Source organism: Archaeoglobus sp. UBA230 (assembly GCA_002507545.1).
In the GTDB taxonomy this organism is placed as follows: domain Archaea; phylum Halobacteriota; class Archaeoglobi; order Archaeoglobales; family Archaeoglobaceae; genus Archaeoglobus.
This window is the reverse complement of record DAVR01000026.1, coordinates 67,520-85,545: the sequence shown is the minus strand read 5'-3', so window position 1 is coordinate 85,545 and position 18,026 is coordinate 67,520. Positions and strand designations below refer to the sequence as shown.

Here is an 18,026-nt window from a genome sequence, read left to right as displayed (position 1 = left end):
TTTAATGGAGCTGAGAAATTCGGAAGTGGTGATGCTGGTTGGTGGTGTTGTTCTGCTATTCCTCTACCTTACCTTTTCACCCATGTCACATCACTACATGATGATGGGTCCGTTCTACATGGGAATTCTGCCCGTTATTTTCGGAGTAGGTGGTTTAGCCTTAATTGCCATAGCCATCTACTCATCCCTTTCCAGGTCACAGGACTCGGAAGTCTTACCTGAACCAGAAGTGTCCGAAAGCCCAGATGAGAGGTCTTCAGAGCGTTTGGAGACGGCTATGAGGCTATTGAACGAGGACGAAGCCATGGTTCTGAGACTAATTGCGGAGAACGAGGGAATAACTCAGGACTCGTTGAGAGCGAGAACAGAGTTCTCCAACTCGAAAATATCTATGATTGTTAAAAAGCTTGAGGAAAGAGACTTGATAATCAGGGAGAGGTTCGGCAAGACCTACAAGATTTACCTGAGTGAGTGGGTCAAGGGCTAAGTCAAAGGCTGAATGGGAAAATTTTTTAAATTTGGAATTTTAAAAATGCAGTGGTTAAGAGAAGAAGAGTGGAGATCGGCGAGGATATTTCGCTGTTTTCGCCCCTTGAAAAGAGAATAATGGAGTACTTGTGGGAAAACCCTGGCTCGGGTGTTTCAGAAATTTCTAATGAGATAAAGGCACCTCTCTCCAGCGTAGCCGTTACTGTTGACAGACTTTCTGAAAGTGGATATCTGGAAAAAAAGAAGGAGAGAAAGGGTGACAGGATGAGATTTGTTTACTATCCCACTGTTTCGAAGACTGAGGCGGAAAGAAAGGCATTGGAGAAAATACTCGACGCCCTGATGGAGAAGTTCGGCGATCTTGTTGTGGACTATTTCCAGAGGAGGAGTGAAAATGGTAGGCGGTGAGTGTCTTCTCTCATGCCTCGCCTCACCGGAGTATCAAATCTCACTTTCGAGCATGATGGCTATAATGGCAGTAGCCCTCGTACTCTGCCTCAGAAGCGATGGGGTGGAGAGGTTAAAATACTACTGGGTCTCTAACATCACTCTCCTTTCGGCAGTTCCAATAGTTTATCTTGGAATGAGTTGCGAAAGGTCTTTTGTAATCGGTTTATACCTCGGGTATATTATAATTGCATCTGCCGTTTTTCTCTCAATCCCACGCATCTATGCAGAGTATCTTTTTAGAAAGTATGGCCCCGAAAGGTGTGAGGAGCTTGAGGACTTCCTGAGAAGTGTCTCCGGTTCGCAGAATTCGAAGCTCTATCTCCTCAGCACATCCGAACCAAAGGCATTCACACTCGGAAAAGATGTGTTCGTCTCGGCAGGAATGGTTGAAATGCTTTCGGATGATGAACTCAAAGCTGTTATCGCACACGAAGCTTTTCACGTCATGCAGAACCGCTTTCCGCTGATAAAAAATTTGAGGGTTATGACCTTCCTGCCATCAATAAATTTTGAGGGTATGGCGGATGAGTTTGCAGCGAAGATTGTTGGTAAGGAAACTCTGTTAGCGGCAAGAATGAAGGTTAGAGCGGTATGTTGATTATTTTCTCTATTTTATCAACAGTCTTGATTCCAGTTCCTGTTAGTGGAACAAGAGGATTTTTAACATCTCTTATTTTTTTAAGAGCGGCATATGCGGTTGCAGATGTGGGTTCAACGATTAATCCCATTTGATACAGTTCCTTCATGCCAGAGATTATCTCCTCATTGTCCACCACAACCACATCGCCATTAGTTCTTTTGATTGTATCCAAAATTTGATCGAGTCTCGGTGGTTGGAGTATTCTCAAACCATCTGCAAGGTCTCCTTTCTCACCCCTCCATTCTCCATAAATTCTGTCGTAGATGGGTGTTATTCCACCAGCTTGTACCGCATAGAACTCTGGATATTCATCGAGAAATCCCATTTTTACTAAGTCTTCAAATCCTCTATAAATCCCAAGCAGATGACTTCCGCTGGATGTGGGCACTATTACTGAATCCACCTGAATTTTCTCCTCGAATATTTCAAAAGCCTCTGTTTTCATACCTTCAAGAAAGAATGGGTCCCATGTGTGCCCAACATAAATCTCATCATTTTTGAGTTCAGATATTGCTCGAAGAGAAGCCTCTTCCCTTGTTTTACACTCAACAACCTCTGCATTGCAGGCTCTCATTAATGCTCTTTTTCCTATGGGGGCGTCGAAGGGGACATAAATCCTTGCCTTGATATTTGCGGATGCGGCATAAGCTGAATAAGAAAGTCCAGCATTGCCGGATGAGTCCTCTACTATTGTTCTAACTCCTATTTCTTTTGCCCTTGTGACCCCCAAAGCGGCTCCTCTGTCTTTAAATGAGCCTGTTGGTGAAAAATATTCGAGTTTGAAGAAGACTTCTTTTTCAGCGATTTTCTTGTTTAAAACAGGTGTCAACCCCTCTCCAAGTGTCACGCCCTCTTTAAAGGGAAGCAGTGCGGAGTACCTCCAAATGTTTTGGCCATCTTTTATAAGCTCGGAAAAATTCTCGACCTTAGGATACTCGGAAATTTCAAGATTCAACGGTGAACCGCAGTCGCATCTCCATTTATTTACTTTCAAATCAAATTTTCTTCTGCATTTACTGCACTTCAACTCGAATACCATTTACATTCCCTCCTGTTTCTCCATCGCTTTCGATCAAACTCTTTATAGTTTTATTTCTGTGGATATCCAAATAATTTTTTGAGACCTCATAGGAAAGGTCAGTCTTCTTTGCTTTTTCAAAAGTCTCTCTACAGCAACAGGTATTGGAAAATCGTAAATCTTCATAATCCAGTTAAAAAATAAAAAATTACTCTTTCCAAACTCCCACTTCAGTATTTAGTGATCCTTCCAACTTGCTTATAAGTGTTGAGCCTGTAAGATCTCCTGTTACATTAACCATTGTTCTTCCCATGTCCAGTATTGCGTCTATTCCGAGAATCATCGCGTAGGCTATTGCAACCGCACTTCCGGGTTCCACGGGTAGACCTATTGCCTCGAGAACCATCAAGAGCATAATCACACCTGCTCCAGGCACACCAGCTGCTCCAATGCTCGCCATAACTGCTACAAGAACGATCAGCAGCTGTTGACCAATTGTTAGAGGTATACCAACCGCATTTGCTATGAAAATCGCACAGATAGCCTGATACATCGCAGTACCATCCATGTTAATCGTAGCTCCCAGAGGAAGTGTGAATGAGAAAACCCCTCTATCAATTCCGAGATTCTCTTCCGCAACCTTCATCGTAACAGGCAGAGTGCCGCTACTGCTTCTTGTTACGAAGGCAGTAAGCATTGCCTCTTTTGCCCCATTCAGGAATTTTATTATGGATAACTTTATGGATGCAAGAATCCCGCCGTAAACAACGAATATGTGGATGATAAGACCGATGTATAACGCTGCAACTACAACTCCGAGAGGTCCTAAAACTCCCGGACCCTGCTTGGCTATCACATAAGCTATCAGAGCAAAGACGCCTATGGGTGCATACTCAAGTATCCCTCTTACGATCTTGTACATAACCTCTGCCAGAGCGTCGAATACATCAAGAGTTAAGCCTGCAATTCTGCTCAACCTTTCATTTTTTGCCTCTTTTAGGTAAGATAACGCAATACCAACAACTATTGCAAAGAATATTATTTGCAGTATCTTGCCTTCAGCAATAGCACTGAATGGGTTTGTTGGCACTATGTTCAACACAACATCAACCGGTGAGGGTGGAGTTACTGTAATCACCTTCTCCTCTCCCGCCAGCGCAAGTCCCTTGCCAGGCTGGAAGAGATTGGCCATCCCCAGTCCAATGGCAACAGCCAGAGCTGATGTTATCAGGTAGAACACCATGATTCCAACTCCTATCTTTCCCAGCTTTGATGGATGTATACTCGCAGCCCCAACAATAAGGCTGAAGAGAACTATTGGCACTACTATCATTTTCAGCAATCGTATGAAAAGATCACCCAGTGGCTTCAACGCGGTAATGGGCTCACCGACGATTGCTCCGAGAACGGCTCCAGCAACGAGTGCTATGGCAATTTTGTATATCACTGGGAAGGAGATATATCTCTGCCAGAGACCTATCTCCTCAGTCATGATCTTTCGTTACTGTTGATATATTTAAATGTTTCATTTCGTATAGTATTGCAGTATCCCAAAATAATTTCACTTTCTCAAAAAGATGTTCGTGAAATAAAGAGGTTGCCAAGCTCACCTCAGCAACCTCATCGAGTTTGCAACAGCCATCAGAGTTACACCAACGTCAGCAAACACTGCCTCCCACATTGTAGCAATACCGAGAGAGCCGAGGGCTATGAAGAACCCCTTAACGGCTAAAGCGATGCCTATGTTCTGCCACACGACATTCTGCGTTCTCTTTGCGAGTCCGATTGCCTTTGCCACCTTTGATGGTTTGTCGTCCATGATCACAACATCTGCAACCTCAATTGCGGCATCACTACCCATTGCACCCATGGATATGCCAACATCAGCCCTTGCAATAACAGGAGCATCGTTTATTCCATCTCCCACAAAAGCCACTGGTCTCTCCTTTGATCTTATATCCTCAATAACCCTAACCTTGTCTTCTGGCAGCAGTTCTGCGTAGTATTCTATACCACCAAGCTGAGCAGCTATTCTCTCCGCAACTTCTTTACTGTCGCCTGTAAGCATCACAACTCTACGTCCATCTGCCTTCAAATCTTCGACAGCACGCTTGGCATCATCCTTAAGACGATCCGCTACGACTATATAGCCAGCATAGACGTTATTAACCGCAACGTGCACGACCGTCCCTTCTGCCTCGCAGAACTCATGATCCACCCCCATTTCGTGCAGTAGCAGATCATTCCCGACAACAATTGTGTAGCTATCTCCTTCTGCCACTACTCCTCTGCCAGCAAATTCTTGATATCTCTCCACACTCATATCCACATCGCCTTCGTAAGCCTCCACCACCGATCTCGCAATCGGATGGTTGGAGTGCTTCTCGGCGATAGCAGCAAATTTCAACACGTCTTCTTCGCTAAATCCATTTGTTGCAACGACGCTTGCAACTTTGAAGCTCCCCTCTGTGAGAGTTCCAGTTTTATCAAAGGCAACCACCCTCGTTGATTTCAAAACATCAATGAAGTTAGCACCTTTGATGAGAATCCCTCTCTTCGCAGCCTTTCCAATTGACGCAAAGTAGCTGAGTGGGATGGAAATGACGAGTGCACACGGGCAGGAAATGACAAGCAGAACAAGGGCACGATAAATCCACGGCGTGAAAGGCTCATTAAGAATTAACGGCGGAATTGCTGCGATAGCTGAGGCAAGTATAATCACCGCCGGAGTGTAGTAACGTGCAAAGCGAGTAATGAACTTCTCAGCTTTCGCCTTTCTGCTTGCAGCCTCCTCAACCAGCTCAAGTACTCTTGAAACAGTAGAGTCTGAGAAGGGCTTTGTAACCCTAACAGTCAGCAAACCGCTCAGGTTTACCATCCCGGAAAGAACCTCGCCCCCCTTAACCACCTCTCTTGGTTTTGACTCTCCCGTTAAGGCTGAAGTGTCAACTACCGACGAGCCCTCAACCACCACTCCGTCGAGAGGTATCCTTTCTCCGGGCTTAACAACGATTAGGTCTCCAACCTTAACATCTTCCGGCTTAACCCTCTTTATCTCCCCATCCACCTTCAGATTTGCGTAATCCGCTTTGATGGCAAGCAGGGATTTGACAGACCTCCTGGATTTTCCAACTGCCAAATCCTGCATGAATTCTCCAACTCTGAAGAAGATCATCACAGCAACAGCTTCAGGCATCTCGTGAATCGCCATGGCTCCAATGGTTGCCAAGCTGATCAGGAAGTTCTCGTCGAAAACAACACCTCTTTTAATGTTTCTCACCGCATTTGACAGTATCTTGTAGCCCGCTATGAAGTAGGCTGAGAGAAAGAGGCCATACTCAACTGCTGGGATATCATGAAGAGTTTGCTCAAAAACCAATCCAAAAGCGAACAGAATTCCAACAATAGCTATTGGAATTATTTCCCTTCTGATTTCTTTCAACTCTTCCTCTTCTCCGCTCTCTTTAAGTTTAACAACCTCCACCTCTGGCTCGACATTTTTTATCAGCTCCACAATCTTTTCCTCATCGTCAACATCAACGACAAGTTCGGAAGTTGAGAAGTTCACCCTTACGAAGTTGACATGTTTTTTCAACTCTTCCTCTATGTTCGTCGCACAACTCGCACAGTTCAACCCTTTAAGCCTATACTTCTTCATTTTCTTTCACCTATATGCTCCATCGCTATTCTAAGAATTGCCTCAACATGCTCATCGTCAAGGCTGTAAAACACTTTTTTCCCGTCTCTTCTATACTTCACGAGCTTCTTATCCCTTAAAAGCCTCAACTGGTGAGAGACGGCGGAAACTGAGAGCCCGGTTATGGCCGAGAGGTCACAGTTGCAGAGTTCTCGCTTTGACAGAGCGAGGAGAATCTTTATTCTTGACGAATCGCCAAAAGCCTGCAGAAACTCAGCCAAGTCAACGATCTTATCGTCTGGTGGTAGGCAGGAGGCAACCTCGTCAACATACTCTCCCACCGTCACACTCTTACACGTAGGAACTTGTTTCATATTTGAACAATTGTTCAAATGTTTATTAAACTTTCTGTACCCCTACCCCTTGAGCTCCTGACATTCGGTTTCTTAGGGAGAAAAATTATATTCTTCCACAACACTAACATTTAATATGGATGGATTCATGCACCCCTACACACAGCCTTTCTTGTTTCCATTTCTGGGAATGGGGATGCTTATCTGGTGGATACCGCTGCTCATTATTGCATATCTCGTTTATCAGGACGCTGAAAAGAGGGGAATGAATGGCTTGCTCTGGTTCATACTCATCATCATTCCGATGCTTGGCATAATTTTTCTGCTGATTTATGTGGTCTTGAGGGAGAGCAAGAGTGAAAGGGTTGGCAGAGTTGAGAAAACACCACTTGAAATTCTCAAGGAGAGGTATGCGAGAGGAGAGATAACTGAAGAAGAATACAGGAGGATGAGGGAGGAGCTGGAGAAGTAGGTGGAGATTTGAATGAGCGGGCATGATGAGATGATGGAAAATGGACATGAAGGGCATGAGCACGCTCGGGAGCACAAAATGAAAGAAATTGAGCACCCCAAACACGAAAACCATCACCAGCACATGTTGAAAGACTTCAAGAGGAGATTCTACGTCTCTTTTGCCTTAACAATCCCCATCTTGGTTCTCTCTCCTGCAATTCAGAGTTTCTTCAACTTTAAACTGGAGTTTCCAGGCTCTCTCTACCTCTTATTCCTCCTGTCCTCTGCAGTATATTTCTACGGTGGATATCCCTTTCTTAAGGGTATTTTCGATGAACTCAAGAGATGGCAGCCAGGGATGATGACGTTAATAGCCGTTGCAATAAGCGTCGCCTACTTCTACAGCTCGGCAGTGGTTTTCGGTCTGGAGGGAAAATTCTTCTTCTGGGAACTCGCCACGCTTATAGACATTATGCTCCTCGGCCACTGGATAGAGATGCGCTCTGTTCTGGGAGCTTCGAGGGCTTTGGAGGAGCTCGTCAAGATAATGCCGTCAGAAGCGCACTTAATCAAAAATGGCGAAACGGTGGATGTGAGGGTTGAGCAGCTCAAACCCGGAGACAGGGTTCTGGTTAAGCCGGGGGAGAAGATTCCCGTTGATGGGATAGTTACTGAAGGCGAAACCTTTGTCGACGAGGCGATGCTTACCGGAGAGTCCAAACCAGTGTCTAAGAAACCTGGAGATAAGGTTATTGGTGGGGCGATAAACGGAGAGGGATCAATCGTTGTTGAAGTTGAGAAGACGGGAAAAGACACTTATCTCAATCAGGTCATCGAGCTTGTGAGGAGAGCGCAGGAAAGCAAGTCCAGAACTCAGGACTTAGCAAACAGAGCAGCTTTGGCCTTGACAATAATCGCCTTGTTTGTTGGAAGTTTAACGCTCGCTGCATGGCTTGCTTTTGGAATGGACTTTGCCTTCGCAATAGAGAGAGCTGTAACGGTTATGGTCATAACCTGCCCCCACGCCTTGGGCTTAGCCATCCCGCTTGTGGTTGCCGTTTCAACCTCCCTTGCGGCAAAGTCAGGGTTGCTTATAAGAGAAAGACAGGCTTTCGAGGGGGCAAAGGATTTGCATGCGATCATATTCGACAAAACCGGGACGCTTACGGAGGGGAGGTTTGGTGTGACCGACGTTCTGGCGTTCAACCATAAGGAGGAGGATGTGCTGAAAATAGCTGCATCGCTCGAAACGAAGTCGGAACATCCGATTGCAGCAGCGATTGTTGAAGAAGCTGAGAAAAGGCAGTTAAAACTGGAGGAGGTTAATGGATTTAAAGCGATCCCGGGTAAGGGTGTTGAAGGTGTTGTTAATCGTAGAAAATACATGGTGGTGAGCCCCGGATATATCAGGGAGAGAAGTCTTGAAATTGCAGATGATAGGGTCGAGAAGTTGAAGCAGCAGGGTAAAACTGTTGTCTTCCTGCTCGAAAATGGCAAAGCTGCAGGGGCTATTGCTCTTGCAGATAAAATCCGACCGGAGTCGAGGGAAGCAATAGCGAGGCTGAAGGCGATGGGAATAAGGTGTATGATGCTGACTGGAGACAACAGATTCGTGGCAAAGTGGGTTGCGGAGGAACTCGGGTTGGATGAATACTTCGCCGAGGTTTTACCCCACGAAAAAGCGGAGAAAGTGGGGGAGGTGCAGCAAAAATACGTTACAGCAATGGTGGGTGACGGGGTAAACGATGCTCCCGCCTTGGCTCAGGCTGATGTTGGCATAGCCATTGGCGCTGGAACTGATGTTGCTGTGGAAACTGCTGACATAATACTCGTCAGAAACGATCCGAGAGATGTGGCAGCAATTATAGAGCTTTCGAGAAAAACATACTCCAAGATGAAGCAGAATCTACTCTGGGCGACTGGTTATAACTCCTTCGCCATTCCTCTGGCAGCGGGTGTGCTTTATGGTTTTGGAATCCTTCTAACTCCAGCAGCTGGAGCAGTTCTAATGAGTCTCAGCACAGTTATCGTCGCCATTAACGCGAGACTGCTGAAGATGTAGTTTGTATTTCGAAATTCGAACAGAGAAAGGTTTATTAGGAACCAAAATCTTAATTCTAATTAAAAGTGAGGTGATTGTATGGAACTGTTTCAGACAGCGAACTGGAAGAAGGAGAAGCATGTTCCAGTCGTGGAAATTCTAAAGGCTAAGAAGGATGAGGTTGTTGAGGTTAAAGTGAGCGTGGGAAAAGAGATACCTCATCCTAACACCACAGAACATCACATAGCTTGGATTGAGCTGGTTTTCCATCCAGAAGGAGAGAAGTTTCCCTATGTTGTTGGCAGGGCTGAATTTGCAGCCCATGGTGCATCAGTTGATGGTCCGAATACGAGCACAGTCTACACCGAACCGGTTGCATTGTTCACCTTCAAAACGGAAAAATCTGGAAAGCTAACAGCCTTCTCTTACTGCAACATCCACGGTTTGTGGATGGGTGAGGCTGAGCTTAGCTTGTAAAATCATCAAAAAATTTTTCCCACCAAAGCTTTGCTCAACTTCAATACGATATCTCTTAAAACGTCCTCTCTCGATCCTGAAGCAAGTAAAATCAGAGTTTTTCTTCCGTGAATCACGTCAGAGAACGCCCCCATTATGTCATCCCACTCCCCTTGCCCTATGTCCATCTCTGCATATTCTCTACTATCAATATCGGTTCCAAGGTACCAGATAATGAAGGATGGGTTATAAGCCTTAACCTTCTCAACCATTCTCCTTAGGGATTCGACATAATTCTTGCCGACCTTTCTACCGAGCACACATCTCAGATCATCCGATATTTCACATTCTTTGTCTCCGATACAGAAGAACTGGGCATTTGTGTGAGATATCAATGCAGCACTTCCATGGTGGGCATCGGTCTCGATGACCGCAATCTTTCCCTTAGAGTTCAGAAGCTTAACAGCTACAGCCAAACCGTTGAAAAGGCAGCCTCCCCTCATCCTACCTTTCTCAGCCAGATGACCTGCAACAGTAACTGGCACAATAGCTATGTCGTGCTGGTTCAGAGCTTCGATCGCACTAACTATACACCGGATATTTTCGATTGCTGCAGAGAAAAATGGGTGATCTTTAGCCCTCTCAATGTAGTCTTTACTGTGCACCTCCAAGAGAAGGTTATCTACATTTAAGTCACCCGGTTGGATGACTTTAAAGGGGAGTTCGAGCAAAACACCAAATCTCCTTGAAACTGGAATAAGTTCAGATTCAATTTTTCTTGAATAAATTACCACAATTTCCATGCCAAATATAGGAAAAGGGATAAATATCTTTTTTGATTAATCCAAAGCATGCTTACAATCACGTTTCTCCCATCAGGTAAACGGGTTGAGGTTGAAAAAGGCAAAACTATTCTTTCAGCTGCTCAAGAAGTGGGTGAGGGCATAAGGAGTCTCTGTGGAGGTAAAGGTAGCTGCGGTAAGTGCCTAATTGTTGTGAGAAAAGGAAAGGTTGAGGTTCTGAGCGAGGAGGCACATGAGAAGTTTGTAAAGGAGGAGGGATACTACTTAGCCTGTCAGACTGCAGTTGTTGATGATGTTGAAGTTTTCATACCTCCAGAATCGAGGCTTGGGAGACAGCAGATTCTGAACGAGTTTTTTATATCCGAGAGTGACTTTAACCCTCTGGTCAGGGTTGAGTTTTACGAAAATGCCTTTCTACCTGAAATAATCTCCAAAAGGAACTACAAGCTTGCATGCGATGTTGAGGTAGAAGAGGGGGATTTGACGCTGGTTTTAAGGGACAATGAAGTTATAGATGTTATAGAGGGTGAGAGTGATGCCTATGGTTTGGCTGTTGATGTAGGAACAACAACTCTCGTGGCTGCGTTGGTCAGTTTGAAGGATGGAAGAGTGGTAAACATAGCATCAGATTACAACGGACAGATTATATATGGTGAAGAAGTGCTAAGTAGAGTTGAGTACGCGAGAAGTAGAAGGGATGGCATCAAAGTTTTGCAAAAGGCTGTTGTAGAGTCAATAAACAGGTTGATTAAAAAATTACTCGAAGGATATACGTCCTCAAGCAGAATTTACGATGTTGTTGCTGCTGGAAACACTCTGATGACTCATTTTCTACTGGGAAAGGATGTGGAATATCTTTTCTCCTCATCTGATGTAAAGGTTGATAGAAGAGGATACTCTGTAAAAGCTGTTGAAATTGGATTGAAGGTCAATAAAAACGCTGAACTTTATTGTCTCCCTCCAGTAGGTAGATTTGTTGGTGGGGATATTGTTGGGGACATAATTGCGTCGAAGATTGTTGATTCAGCCACGATTTCTCTGATGGTTGACCTCGGAACGAACGGGGAGATCGTCATTGGTAGTGAGGGCTGGGCTATGGCGACAAGCGTGGCAAGCGGACCGGCATTTGAGGGTTATGAGATTAAGCACGGAAGCAGGGCTGTGGAAGGGGCAATAGACCACGTTAAGATTGAAGGAGAGAGAGTAACTTATTCGGTTATAGGGAATGTCAAGCCGAGAAGTATATGTGGCAGCGGACTGATTGATCTTCTGGCAGAGCTTTTCAAGAACGGAATAGTTGATGCTCAGGGCACTTTGAGAGACCATCCGAGAGTCACAAAAACCGAAGATGGAAGGGAGTTCATAATAGTTGATTCATCAGAGAGTGCAACCGGGAAGCCTATAACGATCACTGAGAAGGATATTGAGACGCTGATAAAGTCTAAAGCGGCTGTTTGTGCAGGAATCGCTGTTCTCACGAGGAAGGCAGGATTGAAAGTAGAGGAGATTGACGATTTTTACATTGCCGGAGCCTTCGGATACTACATCAATTTCGAAAATGCCATTACTATCGGACTATTTCCTGAAATGAAGGCAAGAGTTCATCAAATAGGAAATGGCTCCCTCGCCGGAGCCTATTTGGTTTTGACATCAATGAGAAAAAGGATGCTGGCAGACACTATCGCGAGAATATTCGCCTATTTTGATCTCTCAACCGACGCTGATTTTATTGACGAATACAGGGCTGCATTGATGCTCCCCGGAAAGCCGGAACTCTTTCCGGAAGTATACTCAAAATACGTCGGCTAATAGTTTATGATTATAAGCATCTATCTAAAAAAGTTAAGTAAAGCAAACTACTCGCAAACGTCTATGGTAATAGCACCTTCTGGACAGACTTCGACGCATGAGCAGCACTCGGTACAGTCCTCAGGTCTAACAGGCTCGGATTTGTTGTCATCGTCAAACTCATAGACACTCGCAGGGCACACACTTATGCACTCACCACATCCACTGCATTTTTCCTTATCAACTACAATTTCTACCATGGATATTCTGCTTTTTTAAAGGATATAAAGCTTTTTATTAATAAAATATAATGATAAATTGAGTTTTTGAATTTAGAGTTCAACTTTTAGATCGTAGTTTTTCATAACCACATTCCCGCACTCATATTCAACATGAACGGCTTTCAACTCGACTCCTCTCTTCTCTGCGTCTTCTAACATTCTGTAAAGTTTGGGATCTGCCTCTCTGTTGGGTTTGAAAGCCTCAACATTTGGAACGGCTGCGATAAAGGCTATAACCGCTCTCCAACCCATCTCAGAAAGTCTCATCATCTCTTCTACATGCTTCCTTCCCCTTAAAGTGGGACAATCAGGATACATTGCATATCTGCCAGATTTAAGAGCTGCACTTTTCAACTCAACGAAAGTATCTTCTCCGCATCGAAAAAGGTAGTCTATTCTCGAATTTCCAACTTTAACCTCTTTCTTGTAATATTTGCATCCGATCCACGGTATCTTCCATGCGTTCTCCTCAAAAACCTGCATCTGGAAACGAGTATCTATTAGGGCGTATCCATCTTCGCATTTAATTGCAAAAAGCCTGTAGGGGGTTTTGCCGTGATACTTCTTCAGGCAAAGTCCTGCATTCCCCTTAAAAATTAGCTCGTTGAGCCTTCCGGTGTTGTTGATGTATGCTTTTTCAACTTTACCACTAACTTCAACTTCAACAACAAAGCGATTAAGCCGGCGCAAAATTTTGCATCCAATACAGTTCTCAATTTTCATAATCTTTCATAGCCTCTTCTCCATGAAAAGATATTGAGGATCGTAGCTCACAATTTCAAAGCCCAGATGTCTGTATGTCTCCACAGCTCTTCTGTTGGTTCTCTCGGTTACCGCCTTCAACTTTTTTACTCCTCTCTCCTTCAGAAATTTCGAAGCGAATCTAATCAGTTCACTTCCAATACCTCTGTTCTCGAAGTCCTGATGAATGAAAACAGCAAACTCGGCTTCATCTTTAACAGGAACGACAGCGATATGTCCCACAACCCTGTCTCCGAGCTTTGCGATGAAGCCATAGCCACTCTCATGCAATCCATCAATCCATGTCTCTATCCCTTTTCTGGTTACCGGGGGGAGTCCGCAGCATCTCTTTTCGGGACTGTAATCCTCATACATCTTTATTAGGTTCTCCCTCTCTTCAGGAACGAAAATCGTAACGGAAACTATCTCCCCAGTCTTATCTTCGTAAAACTCAGAGTAATGATAAATTGGCTCTGGGGGCATTGAGAGAACTTAACCTTCTTAAAATTAAACCTTTCTGAAGTGCTTCCTGAAGACATCAAAAATATCTTCAGGCTTTTCCAAGATTGTTACCCCATCTATTTGAGCAAGCTTTCTTACGTGCTCAACGTCCTCTCTTCTCACCCTTATCTTTAAATCCCTGCCATCCGGTAGTTTGGTGACAACCTCGCCCTCCTTGTAGTCAGAAGGCATGATATAAAGAGGAACGTAGGCTTTGAGCCCCATTATAGCTGCATTTGTTAGAAGGGTGTCTGCAATGCCCATCGCAATTTTCGCCACGGTGTTTGAGGTTGCGGGGGCTATGAGCAAAAACTCATATCTCCCAACCTGAATTTGTCCAGCTAAGAAGGGTGTATTGGCGTCAATCTCAACTCTCACAGCTCCAAACTTCTCTTTCAGATCGTTCATCAGCTTATAGTATTTCACAACCTGCTCTCCCGCCTTTGACAGATAAACTGCTATCTCAACCTCTGGATATTCCTTCCCTATCTCCTTCATCACCCTAACCGTTTCAGGCAACCTGTCTCCACTTCCCGTTATTCCCCAAGCAACCCTCTTCTTTTTCTTCTTCTCCTCCACCTTAAACACCTTCCAGCATTTTTATCATTTCAGCAAACCTCTTAACAGTTTTCCTCAAACTCCTAAAACCCTCCTCGTCCTCCTTAACCCCATCCAGAGTATCTTTGCTCCAGAATGTTGCGCCGATGTTGGCTCCGAAAGACCCACCGCTGACGGGAATAACACCATTGAGGATATAGAAAGTCAGAATCTGCTGTATAGCAAGTTCCTGCCCACCTATTCTATCTCCTCCAACGGCTATCGCCATTCCAACCTTGCCCCTAAAAAAGTCGTAGTCGGCAGCAACCAGAGCCCTGCAGCGATCCATTAGAGCCTTTATTTGGGCACTCACCCCACCGTTGTAGACAGGAGTCGCCATTACAATTCCCTTTGCTTCTTTCAGCATCCCGTAGAGTTCCTGCATATCATCCTCAATTCTGCACTTTTTGTGCCTCAAACAGTAATCGCAGTGCTGGCAAGGACTTATTTGTCTACCCCTGACCGTGAAAAATTTTGTTTCAAAGCCCCGCTCTTCGAGCATTTTGAGAGTTTCTCTGAGCACGTATTCCGTTGCCTTTTTCCTCGGGCTCCCTGAAATGCCGAGTATCATCTCGCCAGCTCCGCTCCCAGGTCAAAAGCCCTCTGTAACTCCTCTTCACTCGGTTTGAACTTAACCATCAGCGGTTCCAACGTTTCGAATTTTAGTTCTTCCAACACCTTCTGGATTTCCTTGACTCCATTACCATTCCAGCCGTAGGAGCCGAAGGTCAGGGCCTTTTTGTTCTGAGGCTTTAGACCCTTGAGATACGTCAGGAAGCCCGCAACTGGTGGGAACAATCCATTGTGAATCGTTGGAGCGCCTATTGCAACACTCTTGGCGTCCAATATCTCAGTCACGATATCCGTCCAAGAGTCTTTCCTGACGTGAAAAACCCTTACTTCTGCACCCTCGCTACCCGCTCCTTCGGCAATTGCCTCGGCCAGTCTCTCTGTTGAATGCCACATGGTATCAAATACAACAACAACCTTGTTCTCGCTCTCAAAGTTTGCCCATCTCGAATAGGCTTCTATAATCTTACCCGGGTTCTTCCAGATAACTCCATGGCTCGGAGCTATCATTTCTATTTCCAATCCCAAATTCTGGACTTCAGAAAGCTTCTTCTTGATTAAACCGGCAAGAGGCATGAGGATGTTGGCATAGTAAAGTTTTGCCCAGTTTATCGTCTCTTCGACACCCAGTTCCTCATCGAATCTTTCCTCGCTGGCAACATGCTGTCCAAAGGCGTCGTTGGAGAAAAGAAGTTTGTCCTCCTTCAGATAGGTCGCCATGCTGTCTGGCCAGTGAAGCATTGTCATGTCAATGAACATGAGTGTTCTTGTGCCAATTTTTAGCTCATCTCCTCCTTTAACAACCTTGATATTCCATCCATCACAGTCATAGTATTTACAGATTCCATCTTTGGCCCTCTGGGAGCATACAACAGTGGCATTTTCCGCAATTCGCATCATATCAGGCAAACCACTCGAATGATCCGGTTCGATATGGTTCATGACAATGTAGTCAATCTGTGAGGGGTCAACAATCTTCTTTATCCTGTCCAGAGACTCCTTTACGAATTTATGCTTTACAGTATCAACCAGAGTGACTTTTTCATCCACGATTAGGTAGGAATTGTAAGTGAGTCCTCTTCTCGTCAGAAAATTGTGGAAGTCTCTCTCGTTCCAATCTATTGCCCCGACCCAGAAGACGTTATCCTTAATTCCAACTGGTTTCATGTTAGAAATTGAGAGCTTAAAGTATTAATTTGTTTCTTCCAATTTTCGAATTTTAAATATCGTTTTTGAAATCAAATGGTATAAATAGCAGAGATAAAAGAATGGATTCGATGAAAAAGATTCTTTTCGTCTGCATCCACAACACAGCGAGGAGTGTTATGGCTGAGGCTTTGTTTAACTCAATGGCAAAGGACTGGAGAGCTGAGAGTGCTGGAGTTGAAAGGGCTGAGGGGGTTAACGAAGTGGTAAAGCGATTGCTGGCTGAAAAGGGTCTGAGGGCGAAGGAAAAGCCAAGAACGATTGATGATGTAAATCTGGATGAATTTGATTTGATAATAGCTGTCTGCGAGGAGAGTAGCTGCGTAGTGCTTCCGGTAAGTAAACTGGAGAGATGGCATATTGAGGACCCAGTTGGCAAAGATGAGGGGATTTACAGAGAGATTCTGGCAGAGATTGAAGAAAAAGTGAGGGCGCTTGTAGAAGAGCTTGAAAAAACTGATAATCAGGGTTTCACATAGGTGTAACCTTCCATCTGAAGTTTTACAAGCTTGGTTATGCCTGCCGGAACCACCTCGCAAAATTCAAAAAGGTCTTCTTTGTTAATCCCGTGAACCTTCATTGCGTTGTTACAGACGTAGAATTTTACACCCCTTTCCTTCAGCTCCTTAAGTGCCTCTCTGAATTTTGTGGACACTTTTTCAACGAACAGCTTTACTGCAAACCCATTGGCAAGAACTGCAACATCCGCCTTTCCAACGTCGTTGAGTAAGTTCGTTATGTTCGCTAAGGCTAACTCAAAGGTTGGCGTTTCATCAGAGTCTAAATGGAATACAACCTTCATATTTTGAAAATACTAAACCAGATTTAAATTTTTTAAGGTGGAAAATCTTTTAACCATATGAATTTAGTAATTTTTCATGCATCACTCGCACCATCTTGAGGTGTATGAGAGGTTGAGGGAGAAGCTGGATAAAGCACCAATTGGCTTGCCCAAAACTGTCAGCGGAGTTGAGAAGGAGATTTTGAGCGTGCTTTTCGATGAGGAGGAGGCGAAGATAGCTTTGCACATGCCCTTCGTCAGATTCACTGCAGAGATGCTTGCTGAAAAAACCGGGAAGAGCGTCGAATACATCGAGAAAGTTCTTAACGAGATGGCTAAGAAAGGGACTGTATGGAAGGGGGAGAAGGAAGGAAAGGTTTACTACAGGCTTTTCCCAGTCGTAGTAGGATTTTCTGAAACTCCCTTCTGGTCGGGATTGGGAAAAGACCCGCGACAGGAGAAACTCGCCCCGCTCTGGGCCAAATATCGTAAAGAGGGGTTTTTGGATGAACTCGGAGACAGAAAGAGACCGATAATGAGAGCGCTGCCTGAGAGAGACACGATTTCTGGGAAGTCGGAGATTTTACCATTCGAAGATGCGGTAAAACTGGTTAGAGAGAGGGATTACATAGCCGTAGCGCACTGCCCATGCAGGATTATAGCAAAAGTTGTTGGGGAGGGGTGCAGACGTTCACTGGAGAACTGCATCCACATGGGTTCTGTTGGCAAATACATGGTCGAACATGGAATGGCGAGAAAGATAACGGCTGATGAGGCAATTGAAATTCTTCGGAATGCGAACAGAGAAGGACTTGTCCATCTCACAGAAAGGTCTAAGCATGTAGCAACGATATGTAATTGCTGTGATGATTGCTGCGTTTTTTTCAAAGCAGTATTTGAGGCAAAGCATCCTAACACGATAGCCCATTCAAGCTACTTGGCGAGCGTTGATCACTCGAAATGCATAGCATGCGGAATCTGCATGCTCCGATGCCCGATGAAGGCGATAAGGGTTAAGGTGAACAGAGAGCCTGCAAGTGTTGATGTTCAGAGATGTTTGGGTTGTGGGGTTTGTGTGCCTACATGCCCGGTTGAGGCTGTTGAGCTTGTGGAGAGGGATGAGTACATTGAACTACCTGATGGCGTGACCTTCGTCAGGGAACTGCTTGAAGATAAGGGAAGAGACCCAAGTGGACTTTTCGGGTGACCTTTAAAAAATTT

Annotated in this window: 21 protein-coding genes; 9 read left to right on the top strand and 12 right to left on the bottom strand. The window is 44.8% G+C overall.

The annotated features are described in order from the left end of the window. The first annotated feature begins 4 nt into the window (after nucleotides 1-4). The 3 genes from BP688_RS07445 to BP688_RS07435 are packed head-to-tail and all read left to right on the top strand — an operon-like array spanning nucleotide 5 to nucleotide 1,537. Nucleotides 5-487, top strand: coding sequence for a helix-turn-helix transcriptional regulator (locus BP688_RS07445; protein ID WP_290596255.1), 483 nt, complete (start codon nucleotides 5-7; stop codon nucleotides 485-487). A 50-nt stretch (nucleotides 488-537) separates the two neighbouring features. Further along, complete coding sequence (locus BP688_RS07440) at nucleotides 538-897, top strand: BlaI/MecI/CopY family transcriptional regulator (protein ID WP_290596256.1); 360 nt, start codon at nucleotides 538-540, stop codon at nucleotides 895-897. Beyond that, nucleotides 884-1,537, top strand: coding sequence for a M48 family metalloprotease (locus BP688_RS07435; protein WP_290596257.1), 654 nt, complete (start codon nucleotides 884-886; stop codon nucleotides 1,535-1,537). The genes BP688_RS07440 and BP688_RS07435 overlap by 14 nt, the downstream gene beginning before the upstream one ends. On the opposite strand, the gene BP688_RS07430 is transcribed toward BP688_RS07435, so the two are convergent. The 4 genes from BP688_RS07430 to BP688_RS07415 all read right to left on the bottom strand — a co-directional run bounded on the left by BP688_RS07430 (nucleotide 1,521) and on the right by BP688_RS07415 (nucleotide 6,608). Further along, complete coding sequence (locus tag BP688_RS07430; protein ID WP_290596258.1) at nucleotides 1,521-2,618, bottom strand: threonine synthase; 1,098 nt, start codon at nucleotides 2,616-2,618, stop codon at nucleotides 1,521-1,523. The genes BP688_RS07435 and BP688_RS07430 overlap by 17 nt on opposite strands. A 187-nt stretch (nucleotides 2,619-2,805) precedes the next feature. Further along, on the bottom strand, nucleotides 2,806-4,089 hold the full coding sequence (locus BP688_RS07425; protein WP_290623640.1) for a dicarboxylate/amino acid:cation symporter: 1,284 nt from the start codon (nucleotides 4,087-4,089) through the stop codon (nucleotides 2,806-2,808). A 114-nt stretch (nucleotides 4,090-4,203) separates the two neighbouring features. After that, nucleotides 4,204-6,255 carry a heavy metal translocating P-type ATPase gene (locus BP688_RS07420; RefSeq protein ID WP_290623638.1) on the bottom strand — a complete coding sequence of 684 codons (2,052 nt, stop codon included), beginning with the start codon at nucleotides 6,253-6,255 and terminating at the stop codon, nucleotides 4,204-4,206. Beyond that, the gene (locus tag BP688_RS07415; protein WP_290623636.1) at nucleotides 6,252-6,608 is read right to left on the bottom strand and encodes an ArsR/SmtB family transcription factor; all 357 of its coding nucleotides are present in this window, start codon (nucleotides 6,606-6,608) and stop codon (nucleotides 6,252-6,254) included. The genes BP688_RS07420 and BP688_RS07415 overlap by 4 nt, the downstream gene beginning before the upstream one ends. 115 nt (nucleotides 6,609-6,723) lie before the next feature. Between BP688_RS07415 and BP688_RS07410 the strand changes: the two genes are divergently transcribed. From BP688_RS07410 to BP688_RS07400, 3 genes are all read left to right on the top strand, one after another. Beyond that, nucleotides 6,724-7,059, top strand: a complete 336-nt coding sequence (locus BP688_RS07410) for an SHOCT domain-containing protein (RefSeq protein ID WP_290596262.1) — start codon at nucleotides 6,724-6,726, stop codon at nucleotides 7,057-7,059. A gap of 78 nt (nucleotides 7,060-7,137) precedes the next feature. Next, nucleotides 7,138-9,102 carry a heavy metal translocating P-type ATPase gene (locus BP688_RS07405; RefSeq protein ID WP_290623634.1) on the top strand — a complete coding sequence of 655 codons (1,965 nt, stop codon included), beginning with the start codon at nucleotides 7,138-7,140 and terminating at the stop codon, nucleotides 9,100-9,102. A gap of 78 nt (nucleotides 9,103-9,180) precedes the next feature. After that, nucleotides 9,181-9,558 carry a class II SORL domain-containing protein gene (locus BP688_RS07400; RefSeq protein ID WP_290596264.1) on the top strand — a complete coding sequence of 126 codons (378 nt, stop codon included), beginning with the start codon at nucleotides 9,181-9,183 and terminating at the stop codon, nucleotides 9,556-9,558. A 5-nt stretch (nucleotides 9,559-9,563) separates the two neighbouring features. On the opposite strand, the gene BP688_RS07395 is transcribed toward BP688_RS07400, so the two are convergent. Continuing rightward, entirely contained in the window at nucleotides 9,564-10,340 is a 777-nt protein-coding gene (locus tag BP688_RS07395; RefSeq protein ID WP_290596265.1) for an arginase family protein, read from the bottom strand. A gap of 48 nt (nucleotides 10,341-10,388) precedes the next feature. Between BP688_RS07395 and BP688_RS07390 the strand changes: the two genes are divergently transcribed. Beyond that, nucleotides 10,389-12,149 carry an ASKHA domain-containing protein gene (locus tag BP688_RS07390; protein WP_290623632.1) on the top strand — a complete coding sequence of 587 codons (1,761 nt, stop codon included), beginning with the start codon at nucleotides 10,389-10,391 and terminating at the stop codon, nucleotides 12,147-12,149. Between the two features lie 47 nt (nucleotides 12,150-12,196). Here the strand turns inward: BP688_RS07390 and BP688_RS07385 are convergent, their stop codons facing one another. The 6 genes from BP688_RS07385 to BP688_RS07360 all read right to left on the bottom strand — a co-directional run bounded on the left by BP688_RS07385 (nucleotide 12,197) and on the right by BP688_RS07360 (nucleotide 15,985). Next, the gene (locus BP688_RS07385; protein ID WP_290596267.1) at nucleotides 12,197-12,388 is read right to left on the bottom strand and encodes a 4Fe-4S binding protein; all 192 of its coding nucleotides are present in this window, start codon (nucleotides 12,386-12,388) and stop codon (nucleotides 12,197-12,199) included. Between the two features lie 72 nt (nucleotides 12,389-12,460). Next, complete coding sequence (gene sfsA / locus BP688_RS07380; RefSeq protein ID WP_290596268.1) at nucleotides 12,461-13,132, bottom strand: DNA/RNA nuclease SfsA; 672 nt, start codon at nucleotides 13,130-13,132, stop codon at nucleotides 12,461-12,463. Nucleotides 13,133-13,138: 6 nt separating this feature from the next. Beyond that, entirely contained in the window at nucleotides 13,139-13,633 is a 495-nt protein-coding gene (locus tag BP688_RS07375; protein WP_290596269.1) for a GNAT family N-acetyltransferase, read from the bottom strand. A 24-nt stretch (nucleotides 13,634-13,657) separates the two neighbouring features. After that, nucleotides 13,658-14,239 carry an archaeoflavoprotein AfpA gene (gene afpA / locus BP688_RS07370; protein ID WP_349677316.1) on the bottom strand — a complete coding sequence of 194 codons (582 nt, stop codon included), beginning with the start codon at nucleotides 14,237-14,239 and terminating at the stop codon, nucleotides 13,658-13,660. Next, the gene (locus tag BP688_RS07365; RefSeq protein WP_290596271.1) at nucleotides 14,232-14,819 is read right to left on the bottom strand and encodes a flavodoxin family protein; all 588 of its coding nucleotides are present in this window, start codon (nucleotides 14,817-14,819) and stop codon (nucleotides 14,232-14,234) included. The genes afpA and BP688_RS07365 overlap by 8 nt, the downstream gene beginning before the upstream one ends. Continuing rightward, entirely contained in the window at nucleotides 14,816-15,985 is a 1,170-nt protein-coding gene (locus tag BP688_RS07360) for an FprA family A-type flavoprotein (protein ID WP_290596272.1), read from the bottom strand. Before BP688_RS07360 ends, BP688_RS07365 begins: the two co-directional genes overlap by 4 nt. Nucleotides 15,986-16,095: 110 nt before the next feature. Between BP688_RS07360 and BP688_RS07355 the strand changes: the two genes are divergently transcribed. Then, nucleotides 16,096-16,503 (top strand): arsenate-mycothiol transferase ArsC, encoded by a 408-nt coding sequence (locus BP688_RS07355; RefSeq protein WP_290596273.1) that lies wholly within the window; start codon nucleotides 16,096-16,098, stop codon nucleotides 16,501-16,503. On the opposite strand, the gene BP688_RS07350 is transcribed toward BP688_RS07355, so the two are convergent. Then, nucleotides 16,488-16,826, bottom strand: coding sequence for a DsrE family protein (locus BP688_RS07350; protein WP_290596274.1), 339 nt, complete (start codon nucleotides 16,824-16,826; stop codon nucleotides 16,488-16,490). The two genes, BP688_RS07355 and BP688_RS07350, sit on opposite strands and share 16 nt — an antisense overlap. Before the next feature lie 76 nt (nucleotides 16,827-16,902). Here BP688_RS07350 and BP688_RS07345 point away from each other — a divergent pair, with 76 nt between their 5' ends. Next, the gene (locus BP688_RS07345) at nucleotides 16,903-18,012 is read left to right on the top strand and encodes a 4Fe-4S binding protein (RefSeq protein ID WP_290596275.1); all 1,110 of its coding nucleotides are present in this window, start codon (nucleotides 16,903-16,905) and stop codon (nucleotides 18,010-18,012) included. The last annotated feature ends 14 nt before the right edge of the window (nucleotides 18,013-18,026 follow it).

What these genes read in the sequence shown, in the direction of transcription:
- BP688_RS07415 (WP_290623636.1), bottom strand. Translation starts at nt 6,608, where the DNA reads ATGAAACAAGTTCCTACGTGTAAGAGTGTGACGGTGGGAGAGTATGTT.
- sfsA (WP_290596268.1), bottom strand. Translation starts at nt 13,132, where the DNA reads ATGAAAATTGAGAACTGTATTGGATGCAAAATTTTGCGCCGGCTTAAT.
- BP688_RS07430 (WP_290596258.1), bottom strand. Translation starts at nt 2,618, where the DNA reads ATGGTATTCGAGTTGAAGTGCAGTAAATGCAGAAGAAAATTTGATTTG.
- BP688_RS07435 (WP_290596257.1), top strand. Translation starts at nt 884, where the DNA reads ATGGTAGGCGGTGAGTGTCTTCTCTCATGCCTCGCCTCACCGGAGTAT.
- BP688_RS07390 (WP_290623632.1), top strand. Translation starts at nt 10,389, where the DNA reads ATGCTTACAATCACGTTTCTCCCATCAGGTAAACGGGTTGAGGTTGAA.
- BP688_RS07405 (WP_290623634.1), top strand. Translation starts at nt 7,138, where the DNA reads ATGAAAGAAATTGAGCACCCCAAACACGAAAACCATCACCAGCACATG.
- BP688_RS07425 (WP_290623640.1), bottom strand. Translation starts at nt 4,089, where the DNA reads ATGACTGAGGAGATAGGTCTCTGGCAGAGATATATCTCCTTCCCAGTG.
- BP688_RS07375 (WP_290596269.1), bottom strand. Translation starts at nt 13,633, where the DNA reads ATGCCCCCAGAGCCAATTTATCATTACTCTGAGTTTTACGAAGATAAG.
- BP688_RS07400 (WP_290596264.1), top strand. Translation starts at nt 9,181, where the DNA reads ATGGAACTGTTTCAGACAGCGAACTGGAAGAAGGAGAAGCATGTTCCA.
- BP688_RS07395 (WP_290596265.1), bottom strand. Translation starts at nt 10,340, where the DNA reads ATGGAAATTGTGGTAATTTATTCAAGAAAAATTGAATCTGAACTTATT.
- BP688_RS07410 (WP_290596262.1), top strand. Translation starts at nt 6,724, where the DNA reads ATGGATGGATTCATGCACCCCTACACACAGCCTTTCTTGTTTCCATTT.
- BP688_RS07445 (WP_290596255.1), top strand. Translation starts at nt 5, where the DNA reads ATGGAGCTGAGAAATTCGGAAGTGGTGATGCTGGTTGGTGGTGTTGTT.
- BP688_RS07365 (WP_290596271.1), bottom strand. Translation starts at nt 14,819, where the DNA reads ATGATACTCGGCATTTCAGGGAGCCCGAGGAAAAAGGCAACGGAATAC.
- BP688_RS07355 (WP_290596273.1), top strand. Translation starts at nt 16,096, where the DNA reads ATGAAAAAGATTCTTTTCGTCTGCATCCACAACACAGCGAGGAGTGTT.
- BP688_RS07360 (WP_290596272.1), bottom strand. Translation starts at nt 15,985, where the DNA reads ATGAAACCAGTTGGAATTAAGGATAACGTCTTCTGGGTCGGGGCAATA.
- BP688_RS07385 (WP_290596267.1), bottom strand. Translation starts at nt 12,388, where the DNA reads ATGGTAGAAATTGTAGTTGATAAGGAAAAATGCAGTGGATGTGGTGAG.
- BP688_RS07420 (WP_290623638.1), bottom strand. Translation starts at nt 6,255, where the DNA reads ATGAAGAAGTATAGGCTTAAAGGGTTGAACTGTGCGAGTTGTGCGACG.
- BP688_RS07345 (WP_290596275.1), top strand. Translation starts at nt 16,903, where the DNA reads ATGCATCACTCGCACCATCTTGAGGTGTATGAGAGGTTGAGGGAGAAG.
- BP688_RS07350 (WP_290596274.1), bottom strand. Translation starts at nt 16,826, where the DNA reads ATGAAGGTTGTATTCCATTTAGACTCTGATGAAACGCCAACCTTTGAG.